This is a genomic window from Cupriavidus sp. 05L411 (assembly GCF_056398045.1).
This window is the reverse complement of the sequence record NZ_JBFTOQ010000035.1, coordinates 45,593-72,170: the sequence shown is the minus strand read 5'-3', so window position 1 is coordinate 72,170 and position 26,578 is coordinate 45,593. Positions and strand designations below refer to the sequence as shown.

At 67.0% G+C, this 26,578-nt stretch carries 23 protein-coding genes and 1 pseudogene; 10 read left to right on the top strand and 14 right to left on the bottom strand.

The genetic code is table 11. The features are described from left to right. Window positions 1-721: 721 nt before the first annotated feature. Genes AC1DQR_RS30300 through AC1DQR_RS30290 form a run of 3 tightly spaced genes read right to left on the bottom strand, consistent with a single transcriptional unit; the run spans window position 722 to window position 4,093 of the window. A complete protein-coding gene (locus AC1DQR_RS30300) occupies window positions 722-1,417 on the bottom strand; it encodes a transglycosylase domain-containing protein (RefSeq protein WP_309409935.1) in 696 nt (231 codons plus the stop codon). Window positions 1,418-1,476: 59 nt separating this feature from the next. Then, entirely contained in the window at window positions 1,477-2,526 is a 1,050-nt protein-coding gene (locus AC1DQR_RS30295) for an Ldh family oxidoreductase (protein WP_416047737.1), read from the bottom strand. Window positions 2,527-2,551: 25 nt separating this feature from the next. Beyond that, the gene (locus AC1DQR_RS30290; protein ID WP_477134319.1) at window positions 2,552-4,093 is read right to left on the bottom strand and encodes a DASS family sodium-coupled anion symporter; all 1,542 of its coding nucleotides are present in this window, start codon (window positions 4,091-4,093) and stop codon (window positions 2,552-2,554) included. A gap of 401 nt (window positions 4,094-4,494) precedes the next feature. Here AC1DQR_RS30290 and AC1DQR_RS30285 point away from each other — a divergent pair, with 401 nt between their 5' ends. From AC1DQR_RS30285 to AC1DQR_RS30270, 4 genes and pseudogenes are all read left to right on the top strand, one after another. After that, the gene (locus AC1DQR_RS30285; protein WP_416050438.1) at window positions 4,495-4,749 is read left to right on the top strand and encodes an RNA-binding protein; all 255 of its coding nucleotides are present in this window, start codon (window positions 4,495-4,497) and stop codon (window positions 4,747-4,749) included. A 64-nt stretch (window positions 4,750-4,813) separates the two neighbouring features. Further along, window positions 4,814-5,605: a tyrosine-protein phosphatase gene (locus AC1DQR_RS30280; protein WP_416047739.1), complete on the top strand. Its 792-nt coding sequence runs from the start codon at window positions 4,814-4,816 to the stop codon at window positions 5,603-5,605. A gap of 236 nt (window positions 5,606-5,841) precedes the next feature. Continuing rightward, the gene (locus AC1DQR_RS30275) at window positions 5,842-7,569 is read left to right on the top strand and encodes a ShlB/FhaC/HecB family hemolysin secretion/activation protein (RefSeq protein WP_416047740.1); all 1,728 of its coding nucleotides are present in this window, start codon (window positions 5,842-5,844) and stop codon (window positions 7,567-7,569) included. A 19-nt stretch (window positions 7,570-7,588) separates the two neighbouring features. Continuing rightward, window positions 7,589-8,044, top strand: a pseudogene (locus tag AC1DQR_RS30270) (two-partner secretion domain-containing protein); the annotation flags it as partial. 245 nt (window positions 8,045-8,289) lie between these two features. Here AC1DQR_RS30270 and AC1DQR_RS30265 read toward each other — a convergent pair. From AC1DQR_RS30265 to AC1DQR_RS30230, 8 genes are all read right to left on the bottom strand, one after another. Continuing rightward, a complete protein-coding gene (locus tag AC1DQR_RS30265; protein ID WP_477134318.1) occupies window positions 8,290-8,526 on the bottom strand; it encodes a hypothetical protein in 237 nt (78 codons plus the stop codon). Beyond that, complete coding sequence (locus AC1DQR_RS30260; protein WP_477134317.1) at window positions 8,527-8,787, bottom strand: hypothetical protein; 261 nt, start codon at window positions 8,785-8,787, stop codon at window positions 8,527-8,529. After that, the gene (locus tag AC1DQR_RS30255) at window positions 8,788-9,099 is read right to left on the bottom strand and encodes a hypothetical protein (protein WP_477134316.1); all 312 of its coding nucleotides are present in this window, start codon (window positions 9,097-9,099) and stop codon (window positions 8,788-8,790) included. A 1,185-nt stretch (window positions 9,100-10,284) separates the two neighbouring features. Further along, complete coding sequence (locus tag AC1DQR_RS30250; RefSeq protein WP_477134315.1) at window positions 10,285-12,549, bottom strand: hypothetical protein; 2,265 nt, start codon at window positions 12,547-12,549, stop codon at window positions 10,285-10,287. An 84-nt stretch (window positions 12,550-12,633) separates the two neighbouring features. After that, window positions 12,634-13,584: a hypothetical protein gene (locus tag AC1DQR_RS30245; RefSeq protein ID WP_477134314.1), complete on the bottom strand. Its 951-nt coding sequence runs from the start codon at window positions 13,582-13,584 to the stop codon at window positions 12,634-12,636. A gap of 78 nt (window positions 13,585-13,662) precedes the next feature. Beyond that, entirely contained in the window at window positions 13,663-14,073 is a 411-nt protein-coding gene (locus AC1DQR_RS30240) for a hypothetical protein (protein WP_477134313.1), read from the bottom strand. Between the two features lie 80 nt (window positions 14,074-14,153). Continuing rightward, entirely contained in the window at window positions 14,154-15,380 is a 1,227-nt protein-coding gene (locus AC1DQR_RS30235; protein ID WP_477134312.1) for an acetate/propionate family kinase, read from the bottom strand. A gap of 67 nt (window positions 15,381-15,447) precedes the next feature. After that, a complete protein-coding gene (locus AC1DQR_RS30230) occupies window positions 15,448-16,389 on the bottom strand; it encodes a phosphate acetyltransferase (protein WP_416047742.1) in 942 nt (313 codons plus the stop codon). A gap of 275 nt (window positions 16,390-16,664) precedes the next feature. Between AC1DQR_RS30230 and AC1DQR_RS30225 the strand changes: the two genes are divergently transcribed. The 5 genes from AC1DQR_RS30225 (at window position 16,665) to AC1DQR_RS30205 (ending at window position 21,788) form a co-directional block, all read left to right on the top strand. Continuing rightward, complete coding sequence (locus tag AC1DQR_RS30225) at window positions 16,665-19,061, top strand: DUF3141 domain-containing protein (RefSeq protein WP_477134311.1); 2,397 nt, start codon at window positions 16,665-16,667, stop codon at window positions 19,059-19,061. Window positions 19,062-19,112: 51 nt separating this feature from the next. Further along, the gene (gene fabI, locus AC1DQR_RS30220; protein WP_416047744.1) at window positions 19,113-19,892 is read left to right on the top strand and encodes an enoyl-ACP reductase FabI; all 780 of its coding nucleotides are present in this window, start codon (window positions 19,113-19,115) and stop codon (window positions 19,890-19,892) included. Between the two features lie 118 nt (window positions 19,893-20,010). Next, a complete protein-coding gene (locus AC1DQR_RS30215; RefSeq protein ID WP_043344225.1) occupies window positions 20,011-20,253 on the top strand; it encodes an RNA recognition motif domain-containing protein in 243 nt (80 codons plus the stop codon). A gap of 111 nt (window positions 20,254-20,364) precedes the next feature. Continuing rightward, window positions 20,365-21,168, top strand: coding sequence for a TOBE domain-containing protein (locus AC1DQR_RS30210; RefSeq protein WP_477134310.1), 804 nt, complete (start codon window positions 20,365-20,367; stop codon window positions 21,166-21,168). Window positions 21,169-21,269: 101 nt separating this feature from the next. Then, window positions 21,270-21,788 (top strand): class IV adenylate cyclase, encoded by a 519-nt coding sequence (locus AC1DQR_RS30205; RefSeq protein ID WP_416047746.1) that lies wholly within the window; start codon window positions 21,270-21,272, stop codon window positions 21,786-21,788. Window positions 21,789-21,809: 21 nt separating this feature from the next. On the opposite strand, the gene AC1DQR_RS30200 is transcribed toward AC1DQR_RS30205, so the two are convergent. From AC1DQR_RS30200 to modA, 3 genes are all read right to left on the bottom strand, one after another. Next, on the bottom strand, window positions 21,810-22,532 hold the full coding sequence (locus AC1DQR_RS30200) for an ATP-binding cassette domain-containing protein (protein ID WP_416047747.1): 723 nt from the start codon (window positions 22,530-22,532) through the stop codon (window positions 21,810-21,812). Between the two features lie 6 nt (window positions 22,533-22,538). Beyond that, window positions 22,539-23,210, bottom strand: a complete 672-nt coding sequence (modB, locus tag AC1DQR_RS30195; RefSeq protein ID WP_150988813.1) for a molybdate ABC transporter permease subunit — start codon at window positions 23,208-23,210, stop codon at window positions 22,539-22,541. Between the two features lie 140 nt (window positions 23,211-23,350). Next, window positions 23,351-24,154, bottom strand: a complete 804-nt coding sequence (gene modA / locus AC1DQR_RS30190) for a molybdate ABC transporter substrate-binding protein (protein ID WP_477134320.1) — start codon at window positions 24,152-24,154, stop codon at window positions 23,351-23,353. Between the two features lie 282 nt (window positions 24,155-24,436). Between modA and AC1DQR_RS30185 the strand changes: the two genes are divergently transcribed. Beyond that, window positions 24,437-26,563 (top strand): bifunctional 2',3'-cyclic-nucleotide 2'-phosphodiesterase/3'-nucleotidase, encoded by a 2,127-nt coding sequence (locus tag AC1DQR_RS30185; protein WP_477134309.1) that lies wholly within the window; start codon window positions 24,437-24,439, stop codon window positions 26,561-26,563. Window positions 26,564-26,578: the final 15 nt, after the last annotated feature.

Here is a 26,578-nt window from a genome sequence, read left to right as displayed (position 1 = left end):
GTGTCAACCATGTCCTCGTACATGTGTCACCCATGTCCCCGGTCTATACACGTCGGCAAAGAAGACTAACGAGAAGAAAGCCGACCCTGCCGGGAGCAGAGCAATAAGGCTCTCGAATATCGATGATTTCGTCGTATGGCCCGGAGTGCCGGCGGGCTTCTGCCGGTACCGGCTTGACTGACCACGACCCTGCCAGCTTCCGGGATGCGTGGTGAGGCCCCCGGTAGCAGACATCACGTGCTTCAAGCCGTCTGTCGCTCGCAGCGTGGCCGGCCACGAAGTTGCAAGCGCACCGGTTCCGTCGTGGGCGCGGTGGCACCAGATTGATATGCCCAAGCCCTTGACCACCGCGCCCGCCCCACCACGAAACCATTGGCAGGCGATGTGTCGTGATGGCGCGCACCGGTAACGGCAGATGCCCGAACGCGCACCGAGCAAAGCGATCAGGGGCACCACAACGTGACCATTGGGTCATGCCGTAGAGATGACCTACAAGCCGGTATGGCAAAGGCCAGCCAACACTCCGGGCCGTACGACGCAACCACCGAGGCCCAAATAGCCCGATTGCTCTGCTCCCGGCAGGGTCGGCTTTCTTCTCGTTAGTCTTCTTTGCCGACGCAAAGAAGAGTGACCGGCAGCCCCCGCAGGGGGATGTCGTATGGCCTTTGGGTGCAAAAACCAACGCCGCTCAAAAAAACAGCGACCAACCCCGCAGGGCAACCTACTTCAACCTCAACGGCTCCAACAACGCCGCATCATATTCTCCTCTCCCAATCCTCCCCAACTCCAGCATCCGCAGCAAGATATAAGCTTGCCGCTGCCGGGCACGCCGGGGATTCACCACCGGGTTATTCGCCGAAGGCGCCTTTGGCAATCCGGCCAGCATCGCGCATTCCGCCAAAGTCAGCTCGCCCACCGGCTTGCCAAAATACGTCTCGGCCGCCTCGGCAAAACCATAGGCCCCTTGCCCAAGGTAGACCTTGTTCATGTAGAGCTCGAGGATCTCGTCCTTGCTCATGGCGTGTTCGATCCGGTAAGCCAGCAGCACCTCATACAGCTTGCGGGTATAGGTCTTCTCGCGCGAGAGGAAGAAATTGCGCGCTACCTGCATGGTGATGGTGGAGGCGCCCTGCGACAGCTCATCGGACAGGTTGGCCACGCCGGCGCGGATCACGCCGACATAGTCGATGCCGTCATGCAGGTAGAAGCGGTCGTCCTCGATGGCTACCACCGCCTGCGTCAGCTTGGGCGGTATCTCGCCGATGGGCACGTAGCCGGGCGACTGGCGGAAAGTGGTGAGCGCATCCAGCGTGGGCAGCTGGCGCTGAGCGACGAGCACGGTGAGCGTGCCGAGCAGGGCCGCGCCCAGGATGAGCAGCAGCACCAGCTTGAGAAAATTCGACCAGAGACGTTCCATGGGCCGTATTGTGCCAGCACCGGCCATGTCCCTGCCCCGGCTCAAGCCGCCCCGCCGGTTCAGTCCGCCGGCAGCGCCACGCCAAGCTCCTTTGCCAGGGTTTCCAGGTTGCGCCAGATCGCAGGGTTCACGTCCAGGTGGGTGGTCGTTAGCGCGCGGTTGGCGGCTTCGAACTCGCCCGGGTATTGCACGTTGTCAAAGCCCGGGGCGGGCGGGGTGTCGTGCAGGTAGTTGACGAAGGCTTCCACCTCCGCGCCTTGCCAGCTCAGTCCCAGGTCCAGTTCCGGGTTCATCAGCACCGCGAACATATTGTTGGTGGCCACGCCGCCGCGCGGGTTCTCCGGCTGGATGGTGCCGCCGCCTGACAGCACGCCCGCGAGCAGCTCGGCTACCACGCCGAGCGCGTAGCCCTTGTGGCCGCCGAAGGGCAGCAGCGCGCCCGGGTGTTCGCTGAACATGGCCCCGGCATCGGTGGTGGGGTTGCCGTCGCTGTCGATGATGCTGTTCTCCGGCGCGGGCTCGCCCTTCTCGGCCAGCACGCGGGCCTTGTTGATGGCGATGGCGCTGGTGGCGATATCCACCACCAGGGGCGGGCGGCCGTTGGGCATCGGCCCGGCGAAGCACAGCGGGTTGGTGGTCAGCCGCGCGGTGCGGCCGCCGTAGGGGGCCACCACCGGGGAGCGGTTGATCACATTGGTGAAGCTCAGCAGCACGAAGCGCTCCTTGGCCACCATCTCGCCGTAGTGGCCCATGCGGCCCAGGTGGTGTGAGCGGCGCAGCGTGACGATGCAGTGGCCGTGCTGGCGCACGCGCTCGATGGCGGTCTCGATGACGCGCTTGCCCACGTGCTGGCCGAAGCCGCCGTTGCCGTCGAACACCAGCAGGCTGTCGCGGTCGAGCACGCATTCGGCGCGGCCCGCCGGGTTGACGTTGCCGGTTGCCAGCGAGCGCTGGTAGTTGGGCAGGATCGACAGGCCGTGGCTGGTGTAGCCGCAGCGGTCGGCCTCGACCAGGTGCTCTGCCACGTCGTTGGCGATGTCGGCCGGCACGCCTTGCGCGGCGAGCAGGTCGCGGGCGAGCCGGGTGGCGGATTGCAGTGTTATCTTCATGTTCGTTCCTTGTCCCGGTATGCGCTCAGATCCAGCCCAGCCAGCGCCAGTAGGTGGCGGCGAACAGCAGCATCAGGGCGTAGCCGATCACCGTCACGGGGATGCCGACCTTGGCGAACTGCTTGCCGTTGAAGGTGTCCGTGCCCAGGCAAACCATGTTTTGCGGTGCATTGATCGGCAGGATGAAGCCGAAGCTCACGGTGAAGCCGAGCAGCATCGTCAGGCCGATCTGGTTGATATCGCCCGGCAGCGTCTGCAGCACCGAGATCAGGATCGGCAGCAGCGCCGCGGTGAGCGCGGTGGCGCTGGCAAAGCCGAGGTGGATCAGGATCAGGAAGGCGGCCAGGATGGCGAACACCAGGATCGGGCCTTGCGTGGCAAGCCCGGAGTTGGCCACCACGAACTTGCCCAGCCACTGACCGGCCTGCGTGGTGAGCAGCGCGGTACCCAGGCTGATGCCTACCCCGAACACGATCAGCGTGCCCCACGGCGTGCGTTGCTGCATGGTCTTCCAGTCCATCACGCCAATGCGCGGCATCATCAGGATCACCAGGCCGACGAAGGTCACGGTGGCGGTGTCGAACTGGTGCAGCTTGCCCTCGGTCGCCCAGAACAGCAGCAGCCCGATGGACACGGCGGCAAGCCGCTTCTGCGGGCCGCTCATCGGGCCCAGCCCGGCGAGTTCCTTTTGCACGGCTTCCTTGCCGCCGGGGATGGCCTCGGTCTCGGCGGGCAACAGGAACCGCACCAGGAAATACAGCACGACCGACATCACGATGGCCCACGGCGCGCCGGCGATCAGCCATTGCAGCCAGGTGATGCGCTCACCCAGCAGCTTGTCCATGAAGCCCACCGTCAGCAGGTTCTGCGCGGCGGCGGTCTGGATGCCGACGTTCCAGATGCTGGTGGCCATGGCCACGGTGATCATGATGCCGGCGGCGATATTGGATTTCTTGTCGACCCCGAAGGCCGCGATCACGCCCATCATGATCGGCACCACGCAGGCGCTGCGCGCGGTGGCGCTCGGCACCACCAGCGACAGTGCGATGGTCACCACGATGCTGCCGATCAGGATGCGCCGCGTGCTGGTGCCGATGGCSGACARCGTGACCAGYGCGATGCGCCGGTCGAGCCCGGTCACCGTCATTGCCGCCGAGATGAATAGGGCGGCGGCAACCAGCGCCAGCGCGGTGTTGGAGAACCCTGCCAGCGCCATGCCGAGCGCGCGGGAGGTGCCGTATTGCGTGGCCGGGTCGGCCACCGTGGGCGCAAAGCCGATCAGTGCGGCCATCAGCGACGTGATCATGATGGCGCTGGCCTCGTAGGAGACCGCCTCGGTGATCCACACCACGATGGCAAAGGCGAGGATCGCCAGCATGCGATGTCCCGCCACCGGCAGGTCCGGGGGCAGGGGCAGGGCGAGTATGCCGATCAGTACCAGGACGGCGGCGTAAAGCCCCCATGGCGTGGATTTGCCGGGCGCGGCTTGCGGCACGGCGGCAGCCACACCGATGGCGGTGGGGGCGGCTGCGCGGACGGCTTGGGTTGGAGTGCGCGGGTCTGTCATTGCTTTCCCTTTTCTTGTCTTGTTGATCTTGGTTCGACACGGGAAGGCGGACGTCACGCGCGGGCAAATGGCTAGCCTGTGACTGGCAGGGTGGCGGCGTCGTTCGGCGGCGTTCCGTGAAGACCTGGCGGAGGCGGGAGACCGGCTTGCGGCCGGGCTGCCGCGTTCGACATGGGGAAATTATCGTGCCGGCCAACAGTGCCTGTCGAGGGTGGATCCGGGCGCATATGACGCGGATCAAAGAACCGGCTCGCACAGGGAAATTTCGATGCGCCAAGCGGTCAGACTTTCAGTTCATTGCGATACAAGGACTTGCGTGCGTTGCGCAGCGAGCGCAACAACCGGCGGCCCCGCACACTGGTGAGCCGCGCGAACGTGATCTGAAAACTCTGGAGTGCATGATGAAGGTTTTAGTAAGAGGACTACGTGCCGAAGTCGACGCATCCGCGCTGCGCACGGCGCTGGCCGCCTACGTGCGGGTCAAGGACATCGAGCTGATCTGCGAGGGCGACGGTGCGCATCCCTGGGCCTGGGTCGACCTGGATCTGGACGATGTGGACCCGATGAGCGTGTGGAAACTGGTGGCGAAGCTCGATCGCCGTTATATTGCTGGCTGCCATACGCGCTGGCATGTGCCGGCCTATCGCGCGCGCTGAGCCGCCAACACGTGCCGTGCGGTGCGCGCGCCACCGAACGACAAAGACAGGGCAGGGACACACGATGCAGGAAAACATGGCCGATGCGCCATCACAAGGTGCCGGCGTGCCGGGCAACGCAGCGCTTGCGCTGGACAATGTGGTCAATCTGCGCGACCTCGGCGGCCTCGCCACGCGCGACGGCCACCGCGTGCGTGCCGGCAAGCTGTTTCGCAGCGGCAACCCGGGCCTGGCCAGCGCGGCGGATATGGAACGGCTGCGCGCATTGCAGCTGGACATGGTGATCGACTTCCGCTCGGCCGGTGAGAAGACCGCCGCGGAAAGCCCCTTTGGCGAGGCCTTCCGCTGGGTCGCCACACCGGTGCTCGAAGGCAGCATGTCGATGGCCGAGCTGATGCCGCGTTTGCGCGACGGCAGCGCGGCGCAGATGGAAGCCTTCATGCTGGAGGTCTATGGTGACTTTCCGCGCAAGTACCAGGCCGCCTTTGGCGGCTTCCTGAAGACTGCGGAGCAGGGCGGCAACCTGCTGTATCACTGCACCGCGGGCAAGGATCGTACCGGCTTTGCCTCGATGCTGCTGCTGGCCGGCCTGGGCGTGGAGCGCGGCATCATCATGGCCAACTACCTGGAATCGAATCATTGGAACCAGGGCTTCAACCAGAAGATGAGCGCCGGCGCGGCGCAGTTCGGTGTCGATCCCGCGGTGATGTGGCCGCTGCTGGCGGTGAAGGCCTCCTACCTGGAAGCCTCGATGCATGTCATCGAGCAGGACTACGGCGGCATCGATGCCTACCTGGGCGACGTGCTCAAGGTGGATGCCGAGCGCTTGCGCCAAGCCTATCTCGTACGCGGTTAGCGATCCTTGTCTCCAAGGTACTTTGCGAGCGCGTCATCCCAAGCGCGTCATCCCCCAACGGACCGTTAGCGCAGCGCTAGCCATCGTAGCAAAGCGAGGCGGACGGCCGGCGGGACTTTAGCCCAGCCGCGGTCGCTTGTGGGGTCGTTTTTGCCAATGTCAGGACTTGTCAGCTTTTCTGGCTGGCCGTTGGATAGAGTCGGAGCCTATATAAAAGTCTCTGATTTCATTCTCCAATGCGTAGTCCTATTTCCTGTTCTTACGGCCGGGTGCCCGCCGGTGTGCGGCAACTGGTGGGTCTGTGCCTGACTGCCCTGGCGGCCGGTCCTGTCCTCGCGCAGACGCCGCCCGACGCCGGCGCGCTGCGCCAGCAGATCGAGCCCGAGCTGCCGCCGGCCTTGCCGCGGCCGGTGGCGCCGGACCGCGCGGCGGCGCCGCCGCCGATGCGCCAGCGCGGCGAGGCCACCGTGACGGTCAAGGCCTTCCGCTTTGCCGGCAACAAGCAGATGCGCGAGGCGCAGCTCGCGCCGGTGGTGGCAGGCTTCCTGAACCGGCCGCTGGACTTCAGCGAGCTGCAGGCCGCCGCCGCCGCGGTGGCTGAGGCCTACCGCGCGGCGGGCTGGGTCGTGCGGGCCTACCTGCCCGCGCAGGACGTGCGCGAGGGGGTGGTGACCATCCAGGTGGTGGAAGGCGTGTTCGGCGGCGTGCGCATCGAGGGCCAGGGCCCGCAGCGCGTGAGCCGCGAGCGCATCATCGCCGGCTTCGCTGCACACCAGCCCGTGGGCCAGCCGTTGAATACCGAGACGCTGGACCGCGCGCTGCTGCTGGCCAACGACCTGCCGGGCATCTCGCTGGTGGGGCGGCTGCAGCCGGGCACGCAGGAGCAGGAAACCGACCTGGCGTTGAATTTCGTGGAAACGCCGCTGGCGACCGGCAATGTGGCCATGGACAACCAGGGCGCGCGCTCCACCGGCGCGGCGCGGCTGGTGGGCAACGCCAGCGTGAACAGCCTGGCGGGTTTCGGCGACCAGCTGCTGGCCAACGGCTTGCTGAGCGAGGGCTACCGCTACCTGCGGCTAGGCTACACGGTGCCGGTGGGCTATGACGGCTGGCGCGTTGGCGCCAACGCCTCGCGGCTGGACTACCGGCTGGTGGCGGATGACTTCAAGGCGCTGAACGCGCGCGGCAACTCCAACACGGTAGGCCTGGAGGCGAGTTATCCGCTGATCCGCGCGCGCCAGCGCAACCTTTACTTCGTGGCCAATTACGACCATAAGACCTACGACAACGAGGCCAGTCAGGTCACCACCAGCCGCTATTTCGACAACACGCTGAGCCTGGGCCTGAGCGGCAACCTGTTCGACAACCTGGGCCGCGGCGGCTCCAACACCGCCAGCGCGATTTTCACCGGAGGCAACCTGAACCTGGGCCAGTCGCCCACGCAGGCCGCCGACGCCATGACGGCGCGCACTGCCGGCCAGTTCCTGAAGCTGCGCTACGGCATGTCGCGCCAGCAGGTGCTGACCGATGCACTGTCGGCCACGGCCATGCTGTCCGGGCAGATGGCCAGCAAGAACCTGGATTCGTCGGAGAAGTTCTACCTGGGCGGCCCGAGCGGCGTGCGCGCCTACCCGATCGGCGAGGGCGGCGGCAGCGAGGGGCAACTGGTCAACCTGGAGTTGCGCTGGCGCCTGCCGTACGGGGTGTCGCTGTCTGGCTTCTATGACTGGGGCCACGTCACGGTCAATCGGGACAACAACTTCCCCGGCGCGCCGCTGGCCAACAGCTACCACCTGCAAGGGGCGGGGCTGGCCGTGCAGTGGCAGCCCGGGCGCGGGGTGAACCTGGGCGCGACCTGGGCGCACCGCATCGGCGGCAATCCGAACGCCACGCCGTCCGGCAAGGACCAGGACGGCTCCCTGATCAAAAACCGCGTCTGGCTGACCGCCAGCCTGTCGTTCTAAGTTTCCCGGAAGTCCGTCTATGAACAAGATCTATCGCCTGATCTGGAGCGAACTCGTGCGTGCCTGGGTCGTCGTGGCAGAGACCGCGCGCAGTCGCGGCAAGGCCAGCCGCAGCGTGGGCGTCGTCGCAACGCGCGCCCGCCTGGCCATCAAGCCGCTGGTGGCGGCGCTGGCCGGCATCGGCCTGGCGCATGCCGCGCCGCCGGCGCCGAACCAGCTGCCCACCGGCGGGCAGGTGGCGGCGGGGCAGGCCAGCATCAGCACCGGCGGCAACACGACGAACGTCACGCAGACCTCGCAGAACGCGGTGGTCAACTGGCAGAGCTTCAACGTGGGCAGCGCGGCCACGGTCAACTTCCAGCAGCCCTCGGCAGGCGCAGCCATCCTCAACCGCGTGCTGGACAGCAACCCCAGCCAGATCTACGGCAACATCAACGCGCCGGGGCAAGTGTTCTTCGTCAACCCGGCGGGCATGTACTTCGGGCCGACCGCCAGCATCAACGTGGGCAGCCTGGTGGCGACCACGCACGGCATTACCAATGCCGACTTCATGGCGGGCAACTACCGCTTCACGCGCAACGGCGCCACCGGCAGCATCGTCAACGACGGGCAGATCACGGCCGCGCTGGGCGGGTACGTCGCACTGCTGGCACCGGAGGTGCGCAACCATGGCGTCATCGTCGCGCAACTGGGCACCGTGGCGCTGGCCGCGGGCGAGGCCTACGAACTGAAGTTCGGCGGCAACCGCACGCTGGCCAATATCCTGGTGACGCCGGCGACCATCGCCGCGCTGGTGGAGAACGGCAACGCCGTGCGCGCGCCGGGCGGGCTGATCATCCTGTCGGCGCAGGCGGCAGACCGCCTGCAGGGCGGCGTGGTGCGCAACACCGGCACGCTGGAGGCCACCGGCCTGACCAGCGACGGCGGCACGGTGCGCCTGCTGGCCAGCGATGCCATTCAGCAGAGCGGCATCATCAACGCCGACGCCGCCGCGCAGAGCGCGGGCAAGGGCGGCAGCGTGATCGCGATCGCCGATCTGGGCAATGCCAACAGCCTGACCACGGTGGATGGCACCCTCAGCGCGCGCGGCGGCAAGCTGGGCGGGGATGGCGGCTTCGTGGAGACGTCGGGCTCGCACGTGAAGATCGCGGATAGCGCGACGGTGGATACGCGCGCGCCGCAGGGCCGGACCGGGAACTGGCTGATCGACCCGAACAATTACACCATTGCCGCGTCGGGCGGCGACATCACCGGCGCGGCGCTGAGCGCGAAGCTGGCCACCAGCAATGTCACGATCAGCTCCACCGATGGCGCCACGGCGGGGACCAGCACCACCGACAACGGCAGTATCCACGTCAACGATGCGGTGACGTGGAACGTCAACACGCTAACGCTGAACGCGCAGAACAATATCAACTTCAATGCCGTGGCCAGCGTGAGCGGGCAGGGCTCGCTGGCGATGAACACCGGCACCACAGTCAGCGGCGGCACCGTAAGGATGGGAGTCAGCCTGAATGGTGGTGGCTTCACCGGGCGTGTCGATTTCAATTCGAGCGGCAGCCTGGTCATCAACGGCAATACCTACACCCAGATCAAGTCGCAGTCGGACTTGCAGAACCTGTCGCTGAACGGATACTACTTCCTGGGCAGCGACGTGGCGCTGAGCGGCGCCTTCACGCCGATTGGCATGGCGGGTGCCAACCACGGAGCCTTTACCGGGGCATTTGACGGACTGGGACACCGGATCACCGGGCTGGAGATCAACCTGCCGACGACGGACAAGGTAGGCTTGTTCTCGCAGAACAGCGGAGCCATCCGCAACGTCGGCCTTGTACTCGGCCCTGGTGGCGTGACCGGGCAGGGAGAGGTCGGGGCCTTGGTCGGCTATGAATTCCAAGGCACGGTCGGCAATAGCTACGTCAGCGGTAGCGGGAAAGTCTCGGGCTCGGCCGATGATGTCGGCGGGTTGATCGGGCATATCATGCTGGGCGGCGTGACGCATAGTTATGCCACGGTTGACGTGACGGCTCCAAACTCAACCAACGTAGGTGGTCTCGTCGGTTTTGTCGAGAACACCGCTGATGCCCAGATGATCTACGGCAACTACTTGTCTTGGGGGCTGTACTGGGATTACGCAACCGGATCGGTCACCGGCAAGCTCGCGGTCGGCGGGCTGTTCGGGCAATACGTCAGTCCTTTTTCTGATTACCTGTCGGCCTCTTTTGCCACGGGAGCGGTGAGTGGGGGCGACGCTGTTGGTGGCCTGATCGGGAACGCTTTGGGGCACATCGAGCAAAGCTATGCCACGGGATCCGTAGCGGCCACCGGTGTCAAGTCCTATGTTGCCAGAGCAGGTGGCCTGGTCGGCTATTCAAGCTCGACGCTGATCCTTAACAGCTATGCCACGGGAGACGTCAGTGCCACGATTTCCGGCAAGAGCTCGGTCTATGCGGGTGGATTGGTGGGGCAATTGGAGACTGCAAACCTACCCCTGCAAGAGATCGATACGAGCTATGCGAGCGGGCTGGTAAACAATGGCAGTGGAGGCGGCCTGATCGGCGGGCCGAGCGGCTCCCTTCCTCCCCCCGATACCGCGTGGGGAGTCTGGAACAATCAAAACAAGCAAGCCGTTGCACAGGTAGGAGGGACCGCGTTGACTCCAGCGCAGATGAAGGATCCCACCAATGCGGCATGGAAAAAGCTCCTCCAGACGACTCAGACCGTCACCCAGATTTCCACGCCTGCAAGTGATACCACCGCCAAGGCGCCGATCTGGGCGGCGGCTGCGTCAGGGACCAGCGCGCCTGTCCTTTGCGTTTTCGGCGGGTGTGCCACCAGCTCCAGTTCGGGTTCGTCGAGTGGCTCCGGTTCGTCTGGCGGCTCGGGCTCGTCGAGTGGTTCGGGATCATCGAGTGGCTCGGGATCATCGAGCGGTTCGGGTTCGTCGAGTAGCTCGGGTTCATCGAGTGGCTCGGGCTCGTCGAGTAGCTCGGGATCATCGAGTGGTTCGGGTTCGTCGAGTGGCTCGGGTTCCTCCAGCGGATCGGGCTCTTCTAGCGGTAGCGGATCGTCCGGCAGCTCGTCGGGAGGCCCTGGATCGTCGGGTGGATTCCCGGTGCCGATTCCGCCGCCTCCGGCGCCGGCGCCCGTTCCCGTGCCGATGCCGTCGCCGCCGCCACTGGATCCATCCTCCGGCAGTTCGAGTGGCAGCGGCGGTTCGTCGAGTGGCAGCTCCAGCGGCGGCAAGCCCGATGGCACTGGCTCATCGAGCGGTAGCGGCTCGTCGGGTAGCGGTTCTTCGTCCGGCAACAGCGGTTCGTCCGGTGGTAGCTCCAGCGGTAGTGATACGTCGAGCGGTGGATCGGGTTCGTCGAGTGACTCCTCGTCGTCGAGCGGTAGCGGTTCGTCCGGTGGTAGCTCCAGCGGAAGTGATACATCGAGCGGTGGATCGGGTTCGTCGAGCGGTAGCTCCTCGTCGTCCGGCGGCAGCTCCGGCAGCGGTTCCAGCTCGTCGTCGGGCGGCAGCGGATCGTCCGGTGGTAGCTCCAGTGGAAGTGATACATCGAGTGGTGGATCGAGCTCGTCGAGCGGCAGCGGTTCGTCTGGCGGTAGCTCCAGCGGAAGTGATACGTCGAGCGGTAGCGGATCGTCCGGCGGTAGCTCCAGTGGTAGTGATACGTCGAGCGGTGGTTCGAACTCGTCGACCGGTAGTGGCTCGTCCGGCGGCAGCTCCAGCAGCGGTTCCAGCTCGTCGTCGGGCGATAGCGGCTCGTCTGGCGGTAGCTCCAGCGGTAGTGATACATCGAGCGGTGGATCGAGCTCTTCGAGCGGCAACTCCTCGTCGTCGAGCGGTAGTGGCTCGTCCGGCGGCAGCTCCGGCAGCGGTTCCAGCTCGTCGTCGGGCGGCAGCGGATCGTCCGGTGGTAGCTCCAGTGGAAGTGATACATCGAGTGGTGGATCGAGCTCGTCGAGCGGCTCCTCGTCCTCGAGCGGCAGCAGTTCATCATCGAGCGGTGGCTCGTCGTCGTCGAGTGGCAGTGGTTCGTCCGGCGGCAGCTTCAGCAGCGGTTCCAGCTCGTCGTCGGGTGGCAGCGGCTCGTCTGGCGGTAGCTCCAGCGGAAGTGATACATCGAGCGGTGGATCGAGTTCGTCGAGTGGCTCCTCGTCGTCGGGTGGCAGCGGCTCGTCCGGTGGCAGCTCCAGCGGTAGTGATACATCGAGCGGTGGATCGGGTTCGTCGAGTGGCTCCTCGTCGTCGGATGGCAGCGGCTTGTCTGGTGGTAGCTCCAGTGGTAGTGATACGTCGAGCGGTGGATCGGGTTCGTCGAGTGGCTCCTCGTCGTCGAGCGGTAGCTCCTCGTCGTCGAGTGGCAGCGGCTCGTCCGGTGGTAGCTCCAGCGGTAGTGATACGTCGAGCGGTGGGTCGGGTTCGTCGAGTGGTGGCTCCTCGTCGTCGGGTGGTAGCGGTTCGTCCGGCGGTAGCTCCAGCGGTAGTGATACGTCGAGCGGTGGATCGAGCTCGTCGAGCGATAGCGGATCGTCCGGCGGTAGCTCCAGTGGTAGTGATACGTCGAGCGGTGGTTCGAACTCGTCGACCGGTAGTGGCTCGTCCGGCGGCAGCTCCAGCAGCGGTTCCAGCTCGTCGTCGGGTGGCAGCGGCTCGTCTGGCGATAGCTCTAGCGGAAGTGATACGTCGAGCGGTGGATCGAGCTCGTCGAGCGGCAGTGTTTCGTCCGGTGGTAGCTCCAGCGGTAGTGATACATCGAGCGGTGGATCGGGTTCGTCGAGTGGCTCGTCGTCGTCGGGCGATAGCGGCTCGTCCGGAGGTGGCTCCAGCGGTAGTGATACATCGAGCGGTGGTTCGAGCTCGTCGAGTGGCAGCTCCTCGTCGTCGAGCGGTAGTGGCTCGTCCGGCGGCAGCTCCGGTGGCGGTTCCAGCTCGTCGTCGGGTGGCAGCGGCTCGTCTGGCGGTAACTCCACCGGTAGTGATACATCGAGCGGTGGTTCGAGCTCGTCGAGCGGCAGCTCCTCGTCATCGAGCGGTAGTGGCTCGTCCGGCGGTAGCTACGGCAGCGGTTCCAGCTCGTCGTCGGGTGGCAGCGGATCGTCTGGCGGTGGCTCCAGCGGTAGTGATACATCGAGCGGTGGGTCGGGTTCGTCGAGTGGCTCGCCGTCGTCGTCGTCGAGCGGCAGCGGCTCGTCCGGTGGTAGCTCCAGTGGAAGTGATACATCGAGCGGTGGGTCGGGTTCGTCGAGTGGCTCGCCGTCGTCGTCGTCGAGCGGCAGTGGTTCGTCCGGTGGTAGCTCCAGCGGTAGTGATACATCGAGCGGTGCTTCGAGCTCGTCGAGCGGCAGTTCCTCGTCGTCGAGTGGCAGCGGCTCGTCCGGTGGTAGCTCCAGTGGAAGTGATACATCGAGCGGTGGGTCGGGTTCGTCGAGTGGCTCGCCGTCGTCGTCGTCAAGCGGCAGTGGTTCGTCCGGTGGTAGCTCCAGTGGAAGTGATACGTCGAGCGGTGGATCGGGTTCGTTGAGTGGCTCGCCGTCGTCGTCGAGCGGCAGCGGCTCGTCCGGTGGTAGCTCCAGCGGTAGTGATACGTCGAGCGGTGGCTCGAGCTCGTCGAGTGGTAGCTCCTCGTCGTCGAGTGGCAGCGGTTCATCTGGCGGTAGCTCCAGCGGTAGTGATACGTCGAACGGTGGTTCGAGCTCGTCGAGCGGTAGTGGCTCGTCCGGCGGCAGCTCCGGTGGCGGTTCCAGCTCGTCGTCGGGTGGCAGCGGATCGTCTGGCGGTAGCTCGTCGAGCGGTGGCTCTTCGTCGTCCTCGGGCGGCAGCGGCTCGTCCGGCGGCAGTTCCAGCGGCGGCGACACATCGAACGGTGGTTCGAGCTCCTCGATCGGCGGCACCTCGTCGTCAGGCAGCAGCGGCTCATCCGGCGGCAACGTCAGCGGTGGTGACGCATCGACCGCGGCCGCGGGTTCGAGGGCGCCTGCCGACGATCCGCATGGCATCACGGTCACGGTGAGCCTGAAGGCAACTGGCAATCCGTCGGACCTTATCGCCGTGTCGGTGCCGAAGGATATGGCCAGGCCGGGCAGTCACTTCCGGTTCGCGTTGCCCGCGCAGGCAATTCCTGGCGCAGCGAATGGTGCCGAGGTGAGGGTGACGCAAATGGACGGAACGGCCTTGCCGGCATGGCTGCGCTTCGCATCGCCATCGCGCGCGTTCACTGCCACGTCGTTGCCGGCTTCGGCCCTGCCCCTGCAGGCGGTCATGACGGTTGGCGACGTGCGCATCCCGCTCGTCATCACGGAGCGGAACCAGTAATTGACGTCGATGGAGGGGGAGCGCAATGCGGGAGCGGGGCGCGCCGTGGGTTGGCGGCCTTCCTGCTTGCGCTGACTGATCCTGCGCATCGACCAGCCCTTCGGCGAACGCGTGGTCGCCGAAGGGCTGGCATCCAGATCCGTCGCGCCAAGATCGGCATGGGCCTGCACTGCCTTGTCCAACGCAACGTTCTGGATACGCGCGCCGAATCCGCATTGCAAACGTAGGCCGCTCGCACGCTAGCGCTAGCGTCTCGGGAGCGCTACGCGAGCGCGTTCTGCTCCATCATGATGCGTGCGGTATTCAGCGCGATCATGCCTTCCTCGTCGGTAGGCAGTACCAGGACCGGCACGCGGCTGTTGTCGCGGCTGATGCGCTGGCGATTTTCGTTGTTGGCGCCCGCGTCCAGGCTGATGCCAAACAGCTCCGCCAGCCGCGCGCAGATCTTTTCGCGCACGGGCGGCGAGTTGGCGCCGATGCCGGCGGTGAACACCAGCGCATCCAGGCCGCCCAGCGTGGCCGCCAGTTTGCCAATTTCCTGCGCCGCGCGATAGGCGTAGAAATCAATCGCCAGGCGCGCGCGCGGCGCGTCGCTGGCCAGCAGGGCGCGCATGTCGCTGCTGACGCCGGACAGTCCCTTCAGCCCTGACTCCTGGTACAGCATCGTCTCGATATCCTTGGTGCTCATGCCTTGCTGCGACAGCCACAGGATGGCGCCGGCATCGATGGCGCCGCAGCGCGTGCCCATCGGCAGGCCGTCGAGCGCGGTCAGGCCCATGGTGGATTCCACGCTGCGCCCGTCGCGCATGGCGCACAGGCTGGCGCCGTTGCCCAGGTGCGCCACGATCACGCGGCCCTGTGCCAGGTCGGGCGCGATCTGCTGCAGGCGGCGCGCGATGTACTCGTAGGACAGGCCGTGAAAGCCGTAACGGCGGATGCCGCGTTCGAAGTATTCGTAAGGCAGCGCGAGCAGTTGCGCCAGCGGGTCGTGCCCGGCGTGAAAGGCGGTGTCGAAGCAGGCGACCTGCAGCAGCACCGGCGCGGCGGCGCGCACCGCGCGAATCGCCGTGAGGTTGTGCGGCTGGTGCAGCGGCGCCAGCGGGATCAATGCTTCCAGCTTGGCAATGACGTCGTCGTCGATCTTCACGGCAGCGGAGAAATCCGCGCCGCCATGCACCACGCGATGGCCGATCGCCACCGGCGGCGCATCGCGCAGCCCGATGCTGAGCACCAGCCGGATCAGGCGGAAGGCCGCGTCGTGATCCGCCACCTGCGCCACCGGAAAGCGCTCGTCCGCGACCGCGCGGCCGTCCGCCATGCTGGCGGTCAGGCGCGGCGACACGCCGATGCCTTCGATCTGCCCGTGCGCGCTGAGCACCGGGTTGATGTCGGCATTGGCGTGCGCGGCCTCGGGCACGGCGTACACCGAGACCTTGACGCTGGAGGAGCCGGCATTGACGACGAGGATGGTGGGATGGGTGGCGCTCACGCTGGCAAGCCTCCTTGTGACGGTGACGTTGACTGTGACTGGGACGGCGACCGAGACGCCGGGGCGTTCAGATCCTGCTGGACGTCTGGCCAGTGCGGCGCGCATGCGCCAGCAGCACGGCAATCGCGCAACTGCCGATGCGCGCGCGCACGCTGTCGGCGCGGCTGGTGAGGATGATGGGCACGCGCGCGCCCAGCACGATGCCGGCGGCTTCGGCGCCGGCCAGGAAGGTGAGCTGCTTGGCCAGCATGTTGCCGGCCTCCAGGTCGGGCACGAGCAGGATGTCGGGATCGCCCGCGACCTCGGAGACGATGCCCTTTGTCACCGCGGCCTCATGGCTGATCGCGTTGTCGAACGCGAGCGGGCCGTCGAGGATGCCGCCTTCGATCTGGCCGCGCCGGCTCATCATGCACAGCGCGGCCGCGTCGATGGTGGAGGGGATCTTGTCGGTCACGGTTTCCACCGCTGAGAGGATGGCCACCTTGGGGCACTCGATGCCCAGCACGCGCAGCAGGTCGATCGCGTTGCGGCAGATATCGGCCTTGTCGTTGAGCGTGGGAAAGATATTGACGGCGGCGTCGGTGATGAACAGCGGCTTGTGATAGCTCGGCACGTCCATCGCAAACACATGCGAAAGGCGCCGCCCCGTGCGCAGGCCGGTGGCGGACGCGGTGACTTCGTGCAGCAGCTCATCGGTGTGCAGGCTGCCCTTCATCAGCAGCTCGGCTTCGCCCGCGCGGATTGCCGCGACGGCGCGCGCGGCGGCGGCATGGCTGTGCGGCGCGTCGATCAGCACGCTGTCGCCAAGGTCCAGCGCATTGGCGTCGGCCACCTGGCGGATGCGTGCCTCGGGCCCGATCAGCAGCGGCACGATCAGGCCCAGGCTGGCCGCCTGCAGCGCGCCGCCGAGCGAGGAAGCATCGCAGGGATGCGCCACCGCGGTGGGAATGGCGGGCAAATCCTGGCAGCGCGCCAGCAGGACGGAGTACTTGTCGGGCGTGTGGGTCATCGGCGTTCCGGTGCGTCGGGTTGCGGTGCGATCGCGCGGACATGCTGCGTCGCGCAAAAAACAAAGGCCAGTATAGGCGAAGTTTCCTGCGCCACGATGACATTGGCGTGTACCTTGCGCCAGGTCATCCCGGCCCCGGATCCGCCCATGCAGCGGGTTGTCAAGCACGATGCGGACTGGTAGATTGTGCTGTGCTGCAGGGCAGCAATTCCGTGCGATCGCCTGGAAACGACTGCCTTCGGCGCCACACCGTAGAACGTAGAAGGGGAAGCCGAGTGAACGCACGTGATCCCGCCATCCATGCCGGCAGCGCCGCCGCTGGCATGCCACCGCTTTTGTCCGATGCGTGGTCCTACGCGCATGACGCCTGGCAGCGCGCCATCCTGTTGCTCGACATCCTGCGCGAGCGCGGCAACCAGACCTTCGAGCACGAGCGCGAGGGCATGCCGCCGGTGCTGATCTTCGAGCACGAGGTGGTGATCGACGCGCGCACGCTGGCGCAACCCGCCAACTACGCGCTGCTGCGCATCCTGCCGCCGCCCGGCATTGTCACCGACGACACCAAGCGGCCCTTCGTGGTGATCGATCCGCGCGCCGGGCATGGCCCCGGCATCGGCGGCTTCAAGATCGACAGCGAGATCGGCATCGCGCTGCGTAGCGGCCATCCCTGCTACTTCGTCACCTTTTTCCCGGTGCCTTGCCCGGGCCAGACCATCGAGTGCGTGGCGCGCGCCGAAGCGCTGTTCCTGCTCACCGTGGCCGAGCGCCATCCGCAAGCGCAGGGCAAGCCGTTCGTGATCGGCAACTGCCAGGGCGGCTGGGCGCTGATGATGCTGGCGGCCGCCGCGCCGGAACTGGTCGGCCCCATCCTGCTGGCCGGTTCGCCGCTGGCCTACTGGTCGGGCGTGCGCGGGCGCAACCCGATGCGCTACAGCGGCGGGCTGCTGGGCGGCTCGTGGCTGTCGTCCTTCACTTCGGATCTCGGCAATGGCCGCTTTGACGGGGCCTGGCTGGTGCAGAATTTCGAGCAGCTCAATCCATCCAATACGTACTGGAAAAAGCTCTACGACGTCTATGCGCAGGTGGATACGGAGCGCGAGCGCTTCCTGGCGTTCGAGCGCTGGTGGGGCGGGCACTTCCTGCTCAACCGCGCCGAGATCGACTGGATCGTGCAGAACCTGTTCGTTGGCAACCACCTCACCGCCGGCGAGGTGCGCAGCGCCGATGGCAGCGTCGCGGTGGACCTGCGCAATGTGCGCTCGCCGATCGTGGTCTTTGCTTCCTGGGGCGACAACATCACGCCGCCGCAGCAGGCGCTGAACTGGATTCCCGATCTCTACGCCAGCGTCGACGAGATCGTCGCCAACGACCAGGTCATCGTCTACTGCCTGCATGAAAAGGTCGGGCACCTCGGCATCTTCGTCTCGGCCGGCGTGGCCAATCGCGAGCACACCGAGCTGTTCTCGGCGCTGGACCTGATCGACGTGCTGCCGCCAGGGCTGTACGAGGCGCGCATCGAAGACATCGCGCCGGGCACCTCGCACCTGGAACTGATCGAAGGCCGCTACCTGATGCGCTTCGAGCGCAGGACCATCGACGACATCCTCGCGCTGGACGATGGCCGCGACGACGAGCGTGCGTTCGAGGTGGTGCGCCGCGTGGCCGAAGTCAACCAGCGCTTGTACGACACCTTCGCCTCGGCGGCGGTGCAGGCCGTATCCAACGAGCTGAGCGCCTACGCGATGCGGCAGATGCACCCGGCGCGGCTGGAGCGCTCTCTGGCGTCGGACGCGAATCCGTGGATGGCGTGGATCGCCGCACTGGCGCCAACGGTGCGCGAGGCGCGCCAGCCGGTGGCGCCGGACAATCCCTTCGTCACGCTGGAGCGCGCGGTGTCCGACACCATCGTGCGCACGCTCGATGCGTGGCGCGACCAGCGCGACGCCTTCCAGGAGCAGCTTTTCGAGGCGTTGTACCAGTCGCCATGGCTGTCCGCGCTGATGGGCTTCTCGCCTGGCGCCGAAAAGCGCGGCCCGCCGCCGCTGAGCGCGGCGCTGCGCCAGGAACTGGCCGCGCGGCGCCTCCATGAGGCCGAGGCGGGGATCGAGCAGGGCACGCCGCTCGATGCCTTCATGCGCATCCTCTGCTTTGTGGCGGACGAGAACACCAGCATCGAGGAGCGGCCTTTCAACCTGATGCGGCAGATGGCGCGCGAGCACCTGGAGCAGCAGCCGGACATCGCCACGGTCAAGGCCGCGGTCAGGCGGCAGAGCATGATCGTGGGGCTGGACGCCGGGCGGGCCGTGGCCGCGCTGCCGCTGCTGGTGCCGGACGGCGCGCTGCGCCATCGCATCATGATGGCGATCCATCGCATCGTGACCGTGGTGGGGCCGCTCGAAGGCGCCCGCCTGGCGCGCTATCGCGAGGTGGCGCGCGTGCTGGGCACCGACCATACGGCGCGGCAAACCGCGCAGCCCGCCACCGCGGCGCCCCCGGCGCCCGCACCCGTGGAAACGCCGCGCACGGTGCGCAGAGCCGCTTCGCCGGAAGCCAGCGCACGCGTTCGCAAGGCAGGCACGGCTGTGGCCGGCGCGGCCAAGCCGGGCAAGGTGGCCAAGCCTCTCAAGACGGGCAAGCCTTCGGCGCGGCGCAACGTCAAGACAGGCACCTGAACCAGGCGGGCGGCGCCATCCGGGCCGTGCATTCATTAAGCGAGGGACATCATGGTGCAAGTACCCAATCCCCCATTGCTGGGCGCGCGCGTGCTGGTGGTCGGCGTGGCCAACGCGGATTCCATCGCGTGGGGCTGCGCGCGGGCCTTCCGCGAGCTTGGCGCCGAGCTCGCGATCACCTATCTCAACGACAAGGCCTACCCGCATGTGGCGCCGCTGGCCGAATCGGTGGGTGCGACGATCCTGATGCCGCTCGACGTAGAGGACGCGGGCCAGGAGCAGGCGCTGTTCGAGCGGATCACCCGGCAATGGGGCCAGCTCGACGTGCTGGTGCACTCGGTGGCCTTCGCGCCCAAGGACGACTTGCAGGGCGGGCTGCTCAATGCATCGGCGGCCGGCTTCGCGCGGGCCATGGACGTGTCCTGTCATTCCTTCGTGCGCCTGGCGCGGCGCGCGGTGCCGCTGATGCGCGAGGGCGGCAGCCTGTTCGCCATGAGCTACGAGGGCGCCAACCGCGTGGTACCGAACTACAATCTGATGGGCCCGGTCAAGGCGGCGCTGGAGGCCTCCTGCCGCTACCTGGCGCACGAACTCGGCCCGAGCGGCATCCGCGTGCACGCCATTTCACCGGGGCCGCTCAAGACCCGCGCGGCGTCCGGGCTCAAGGATTTCGAGCAATTGCTGGCGGATGCCGCGGGCCGCGCCCCGCTGGGCGAGCTGGTCGACATCATGGATGTCGGTTTTGCCACCGCCTACCTGGCGACGCCCTACGCGCGCCGGATTTCCGGCAACACCGTGTACGTGGACGGCGGCGCGCACATCATGGGCTGACTGCCGCCAAGGGCGCGATGCGTGGCCCACGGCCCGCGTCGGGCCGCCTACAATGAGCTAGACAACGGAGGCACGCGCTGCCCGCCACGTGCGCGCCGCCTCATATCGGGAGCAAGACATGAAGGTACTCATCCGGGGCCTGCACCGCGATGTGACCGAACAGATGCTGCGCGACAAGCTGGCGACCTACGCACCGGTGACGTCCGTGGAACTGATGCGCGAGGGCGATCCAAACCACCCTTGGGCCTGGGTCAACCTGGATATTGATGCTTTCACCGCGTGGCGCCTGCTGCGCCAGCTGGATCGCCAGTACTTCGCCGGCAGCATGATGCGCTGGTATATCCCGGCTCACCAGGGCTGATGCGCTGGCAAGTTGAGGCCGCGCGGGCTGCCGCGTGTCGCTGCGCTTTGGCATTAAGATAAGCGCCTTCTGCCACTTTGCTGCGCTGCCACGCGGTAGCGCCATTCCCGCATGCTAGAACTCGACGGCGCGATCTGGTTTCGCTCAGGCTCCCAGGACTGGGGCGGGCGCGAACGCATCGCCCTGCTGGCCGCGATCGGCGAGCACGGCTCGATCACCGCCGCCGCCAAGGCGGTCGGGCTGAGCTACAAGGGCGCCTGGGATGCCATCGACGCCATGAACAACAGCGCGAGCGAGCCGCTGGTGGTGCGCGCCGCCGGCGGCAAGGGCGGCGGCGGCACGGTGCTGACCGAGCGCGCCGCCGGCCTGATCCGCACCTACCGCGCGCTTGAGCACGAGCACCGGCTCTTTATCGAACACCTTGCCAGCCTCGGAAACGTCAGCGAGACGGCGCAGGACGACCTTCACCTGATGCGGCGGTTCATGATCAAGACCAGTGCGCGCAACAAGCTTTTCGGCAAGGTGGCCGCGATCCGCGGCGGCGCCGTCAATGATGAAGTCACGCTGTCGCTCGCGGGTGGCCAGCACGTAGTCGCCACCATCACCCACGAAAGCGTGGAGACGCTGGGCCTCACGCCCGGCGCCGAAGCCTTCGCGCTGATCAAGGCTTCCTCGGTCCTGCTGGGGCTGCCCGATCCCGGGCTGCGGCTCTCGGCGCGCAACCAGTTGCCTGGCAAGGTGACCCGCGTGCTGCCGGGCGCTGTCAATGCCGAGGTGGCGCTGGAACTGGATGGCGGCGGCACCGTGGTGGCCGTTGTCACCAACGACAGCGTGAGCGCGCTGGGGCTTGCCGAGGGCAGCCGCGCGCTGGCGATCTTCAAGGCGTCGAGCGTGATCCTGGGCACCATGGGCTGAGCCTGGCGCGTGCTGGAGATTGTTATCGGCATCACCATATGGATGATTGCCACTAAGCAGCTGTTTGCCTTGTTTTCTGAATTCCCGAGTTTCCGACGACCATGCCAAGCAACATAGAAATCAAGGCGCGTATCGCCAGCGTGGACGCGCTGTTGCCAAGGGTCGCGCCGCTGGCCGACCATGGCCCCGAGCTGATCCTGCAGGACGACACCTTCTTTGCCTGCCCCAACGGGCGGCTCAAGCTGCGTGTCTTTCCGTCCGGCGAAGGCCAGTTGATCTTCTACGCGCGCGCCGACCAGGCCGGGCCCAAGGAGAGCCACTACATCCTCTCGCCCACGGCCGCGCCCGATTCGCTGCGCGCCGCACTGGCGGCGGCGTGGGGCGAGAGCGGGCGCGTGCGCAAGGCGCGCACCTTGTTCCTGGTGGGCCGCACGCGCGTGCATCTGGACCGCGTGGAGGGGCTGGGGGATTTCCTGGAGCTGGAGGTGGTGCTGACCGACGGCGAGCCGGCGCAGGCCGGCGTTGCCGAGGCGCATGCGCTGCTAGGCAAGCTGGGCATAACGCGAGGGCAACTAATCGAAACCGCTTACGTCGACCTGCTGCGCGCGGCCGGGGCCTGAGTTGGCCTCAATGAGCCGGCCTCAGACCGCACGCGCCGAGACGGGTGCGTACACCTGCGGATGCCCCTTCACGGGCGCGGCGCCAAAGATGCGGCCTTCGCGCACTTCCAGCACGTGGTCGCCGAGGGCTTCCACGTCGTCGGGGTCGTGCGAGATCACCAGCATGGGCACTTCCAGGCTGGCTTGCAGCGCGCGCAGCTCGGCGCGCATGCGTATGCGCAGCGCCGGGTCCAGCGCGGAGAACGGCTCGTCCAGCAGCACGATATCGGGCCGCGCCGCCAGCGCGCGCGCCAGCGCGGCGCGTTGCTTCTGGCCGCCGGAGATCTCGCCGGGATAGTTGCCGGTGATCGCGCCAAGGCCAAACGCATCGATCCAGCGCTGCGCTTCCGGGTGGTGCGTGTTGCGGCGCGGGTTGCGCCAGCCCCGCTCCAGCCCGAAGGCGATGTTCTGCGCGACCGTCAGATGCGGGAACAGGGCGTAGTCCTGGAACAGGTAGGCCACGCGCCGCTCCTGCGGGCGCACGTTGACATGTGTCTCGCTGTCGAACAGGGTGCGGCCGTTGAGCACGATGCGGCCGCTGTCCGGCGTGAGCAATCCGGCGATGGCGCGCAGCGTCAGGCTCTTGCCCGCGCCGGAGGGGCCAAACAGCGCAATGCGCTTGCTTGCCGAATCGAAGGCGATATCCAGCCCGAACCGGCGGTCGGCGGAACCGAGCTGCTTGCGTACGGTGACTTGCATGGTCATGGCGGCCTACCGGTACATTTTGCGGGTGGGCGGCACCAGCCGCCCGGCGGCCACCAGCAGCACCACGCAGGTGAGGGAGGTGACCAGCACCAGCACGTTGGCGGTGTTGTCGTCGCCGGCCTGCACGGCTTCGTAGATGGCGACCGACAGCGTTTGCGTGCGCCCGGGCAGGTTGCCCGCCACCATCAGCGTGGCGCCGAACTCGCCCAGCGCGCGGGCAAAGGCCAGCAGCACGCCGGCGATGATGCCGCGCGACGCCAGCGGCAGCGTCACGCGAAAGAAGATGCCGGCCTCGGACGTGCCGAGCACGCGCGCGGCGTCCTCGAGCTGCGAGTCAACCCCTTCGAAGGCGGCGCGGGCCGACTTCAGCACCAGCGGGAAGGCCACGATGGTGGAGGCCAGCACCGCGCCTTGCCAGGTAAAGACCAGTTCGATGCCGAGCCGGCCAAGCCACTCGCCGAACACGCCGCGGCGCCCGACCAGCACCAGCAGGTAGTAGCCGAGCACGGTCGGTGGCAGCACCAGCGGCAGCGTGAGCAGGGCGTCGACCACGTCGCGCGCGGCCGATTGCCAGCGCGACAGTGCAAAGGCCGCGCCCACGCCCAGCACGGCGTTGAGCACAGTGGCCCAGCCCGCGACTTTGAGCGACAGCGACAGTGGGACCCAGACAGCTTCCAGGGAGGTCATCAGCATAAACGCCTGCCGGCGGAGCCAGGCAGGCGGCAAGGTGGATTCAGGTTGGCGGCGCGCCCGGGCGCCGGGGCGGCGGGCAAGGACCAGGGATTATGGCTTGCGGCCTACGGCCTACGGATTACAGCTTACGGCTTGAGAAAACCATACTTGGCCAGCACCGCCTGCCCTTCCGGCGACGTCACGTAGCCGAGGAATGCCGCGGCTTGCTCGGGCTGCTTGGAGTGCGAGGTGATGGCGATCGGATACGTGACCGGCTGGCGCGTCGGTACCCGCAGCGCCACCTTGACCTTGTCCGGCATGATCGCCGCATCGGTGGCGAACACAAAGCCGGCATCGACTTCGCCACGGGCCACGTAATCCAGGCTCTGGCGCACGTTTTGCGCCATCACGCCCTTGGCCGAGACCGCATCCCACACGCCGGCTGCTTCCAGCGCGCCCTTGGTATAGCGGCCCACCGGCACCGACGCCGGGTTGCCGAAGGCCACGCGCTTGAACTCGGGGCGGCCCAGGTCCTGCAGCTTGCCCACTTCCAGCTTGCTGTCAGCCGGCAGGATCAGCGCAAGCTGGTTGGCGGCGAAATCGCGGCGCGACGCAGGCTGCACCACGCGCTCGGCCACGGCCTTGTTCATGGCGTCCTGGTCGGCCGAGGCAAACACATCGGCCGGCGCGCCGTTGACGATCTGCTGCATCAGCACGTCGGAGGCGCCGAAGTTGAGGATCACCTTGGTCTGGGGGTGCGCGCGTTCGTAGGATTCGGCGAGCGACTTGAAGGCATTGGTCAGGCTGGCCGCGGCGGAGACCACCAGGTCTGCGCCGAAGGCGGCCGGGGCGGACAGCGCCAGGGTGGCGGACAGCAGCAGGCCGGCTGCCAGCGAGGCGGCGCGCGGCTGGCGGGACTGGGCAGGCAACGGAGCGGAAATCGGGAGCATGGACATGGCGGGGCGCGGGTGGCCGGAAGCGGGTTGGATAGCAGGCGAGCCAGGCCGGAATGTGCCCGCCAGATGTGCCCGCCAAATGCGCAATATATGACGGTATATAACGCGGCGTCAATGGCACATTGGGTCAGGACAGGGCATATCGGAGGGCCGTGCGGGTGCGCCTGCCGCCGGCGGCCCGCCGTCACGGTGGTGTAACGCGCGCGTCACTCTGTTGCCATTTGCGCTCGGGACAATGTCCGGCTCCAGGCACAACAAGAAAGAAGGGAGCCACAAATGCACCGCTGTCCGACCGACGTTCTATCCGCGCGCGCCGCACCCGCTTCGTCCCCGATCCTCGCTGTGCCCACCGTGGCCGCGCTGGGCGCCGCCATCGTGGCCACCGTGCTGCTGGCCGCCTGCGGCTCCGATGACAGCCCCGCCAGCCCCGGCACGGGCACGGGCGTCACGCCGCAGGCCGATAGCGTCTCGGCCGGCACCAAGGCCACGCTGGCCTTGCTGGAAACCACCGACCTGCACACCAATGTGCGCAGCTACGACTACTTCAAGCTGGCCGAGGACAAATCCTTCGGCTTCGAGCGCGTGGCAACCCTGATCAAGCAGGCGCGCGCCGAGTTTCCCAACACCCTGCTGCTGGACAACGGCGACACGATCCAGGGCACCGCGCTGGCCGATTACCAGGCCCAGGTCAACCCGCTCAAGTGCGGCGAGACCCTGGCCATGTACAAGGTGATGAACGCGGCCAGGTTCGACGGTGGCGGCATCGGCAACCACGAGTTCAACTACGGCCTGGGCTATCTGAACCAGGTCACGGGCAACCGCTTCAACGTGGATGGCCTGCCCGACCCGACCGTGCAGACGCCGTGCGCCGGGCCGGCCTTCCCGCAGGTGCTGGCCAACGTGTACAGCGTGCGCACGCGCGCGCCGCTGTTCCAGCCGTACACCATCATCACCCGCCAGATCACCGCCACCGGGCCCGACGGCAACACCGTCACGGTGCCGGTCAAGGTCGGCATCATCGGTTTCACGCCGCCCGCGATCATGAGCTGGGACAAGCGCTGGCTCGACGGCAAGGTCTACACCGAGGGTGTGAAGGAAACCGCCGAGAAGTTCGTGCCGGAGATGCGCGCCAAGGGCGCCGATCTGGTGGTGGTGATCTCGCACGGCGGGCTGGATGCCTCCGCGTACTCGCCCACCATGGAGAACGGCAGCTGGCACCTGTCCAAGGTGGCCGGCGTGGACGCCATGCTGATCGGCCACTCGCACCAGGTCTTCCCCGATGCCACCAGCACGGTAGCGCAGTTCAACCTGCCGGGCGTGGACAAGGTGCGCGGCACGGTCAACGGCGTGCCTACCGTGATGGCCGACTACTGGGGCCGCCGCCTCGGCGTGATCAAGCTGCAGCTCGCGCATGACGGCAATCGCTGGGTGGTCGACAAGAGCGCCACCACGGTCCAGGCGCGCTCGATCCAGAATGCCGACAAGAGCTATGTGGCGGCCGATGCCAGCGTGGCGGCCGCGGTCGATGCGGAGCACCAGGCCACCATCGCCTACGTGAAGACGCCGATCGGCACCACCGACTACCGCATGAGCACGTACTTCGCCGATGTGGGCGATCCCGGTGCGATCCAGATCGTCAACCAGGCGCAGGCGGCCTACGTGAAGGACTACATCGCCGCCAACCTGCCGGCGCTGGCCACGCTGCCGGTGCTGTCCGTCTCCGCGCCGTTCAAGAGCGGCTTTGGCGGCGGCAACGACTACACCGACGTGCAGTCCGGCAACCTCGCCATCAACAATGCGGCCGATCTCTACCTCTACCCCAACACCATCTACGCGGTGAAGGTGAACGGCAGCGACGTCAAGGCCTGGCTGGAGACCGCCGCCAAGCGCTTCAACCTGATCGATCCGGCCAAGACCGCTGACCAGCCGCTCATCAGCAGCTTCCCTGGCTATAACTTCGACATGTTCACCTCACCCGACCTGCAGTACGAGATCGACGTGACGCAGCCGGAGGGCAGCCGCATCAAGAACCTCGCGTACAAGGGCGTGCCGCTCGACGCCAGCCAGCAGCTCATCGTGGCCACCAACAATTACCGCGCCAGCGGCGGCGGCAATTTCCCCGGCCTGGACGGCAGCAAGACGGTCTACGCCTCGCCGGACGCCAGCCGTGATGTGCTGATCGCCTACATCAAGAAGGCCGGCGCCATCACGCGTGCCGCCAACGGCGGCGCGCGCAGCTGGCGCTTCACCAAGGTGGCCACGGCCGGCAAGGTGGTGTTTGCTTCCGCGCCAGGCCAGCTGGCGCAGGCGCAAGCCGCCGGCCTCGCCAATATCGCGCTGGAGCAGGCGAGCTACGACACCACCAAGAACCTGTCGCTATACAGCGTCGACCTCAACCAGTAAGGCGGCAATGACCAC

What these genes read in the sequence shown, in the direction of transcription:
- modA (WP_477134320.1), bottom strand. Translation starts at nt 24,154, where the DNA reads ATGCTCCCGATTTCCGCTCCGTTGCCTGCCCAGTCCCGCCAGCCGCGC.
- AC1DQR_RS30200 (WP_416047747.1), bottom strand. Translation starts at nt 22,532, where the DNA reads ATGACCATGCAAGTCACCGTACGCAAGCAGCTCGGTTCCGCCGACCGC.
- fabI (WP_416047744.1), top strand. Translation starts at nt 19,113, where the DNA reads ATGGTGCAAGTACCCAATCCCCCATTGCTGGGCGCGCGCGTGCTGGTG.
- AC1DQR_RS30210 (WP_477134310.1), top strand. Translation starts at nt 20,365, where the DNA reads ATGCTAGAACTCGACGGCGCGATCTGGTTTCGCTCAGGCTCCCAGGAC.
- AC1DQR_RS30300 (WP_309409935.1), bottom strand. Translation starts at nt 1,417, where the DNA reads ATGGAACGTCTCTGGTCGAATTTTCTCAAGCTGGTGCTGCTGCTCATC.
- AC1DQR_RS30265 (WP_477134318.1), bottom strand. Translation starts at nt 8,526, where the DNA reads ATGGCATCGCTGGCCAGCAGGCGCACCGTGCCGCCGTCGCTGGTCAGG.
- AC1DQR_RS30280 (WP_416047739.1), top strand. Translation starts at nt 4,814, where the DNA reads ATGCAGGAAAACATGGCCGATGCGCCATCACAAGGTGCCGGCGTGCCG.
- AC1DQR_RS30295 (WP_416047737.1), bottom strand. Translation starts at nt 2,526, where the DNA reads ATGAAGATAACACTGCAATCCGCCACCCGGCTCGCCCGCGACCTGCTC.
- AC1DQR_RS30205 (WP_416047746.1), top strand. Translation starts at nt 21,270, where the DNA reads ATGCCAAGCAACATAGAAATCAAGGCGCGTATCGCCAGCGTGGACGCG.
- AC1DQR_RS30230 (WP_416047742.1), bottom strand. Translation starts at nt 16,389, where the DNA reads ATGACCCACACGCCCGACAAGTACTCCGTCCTGCTGGCGCGCTGCCAG.
- AC1DQR_RS30215 (WP_043344225.1), top strand. Translation starts at nt 20,011, where the DNA reads ATGAAGGTACTCATCCGGGGCCTGCACCGCGATGTGACCGAACAGATG.
- AC1DQR_RS30285 (WP_416050438.1), top strand. Translation starts at nt 4,495, where the DNA reads ATGAAGGTTTTAGTAAGAGGACTACGTGCCGAAGTCGACGCATCCGCG.
- AC1DQR_RS30185 (WP_477134309.1), top strand. Translation starts at nt 24,437, where the DNA reads ATGCACCGCTGTCCGACCGACGTTCTATCCGCGCGCGCCGCACCCGCT.
- AC1DQR_RS30275 (WP_416047740.1), top strand. Translation starts at nt 5,842, where the DNA reads ATGCGTAGTCCTATTTCCTGTTCTTACGGCCGGGTGCCCGCCGGTGTG.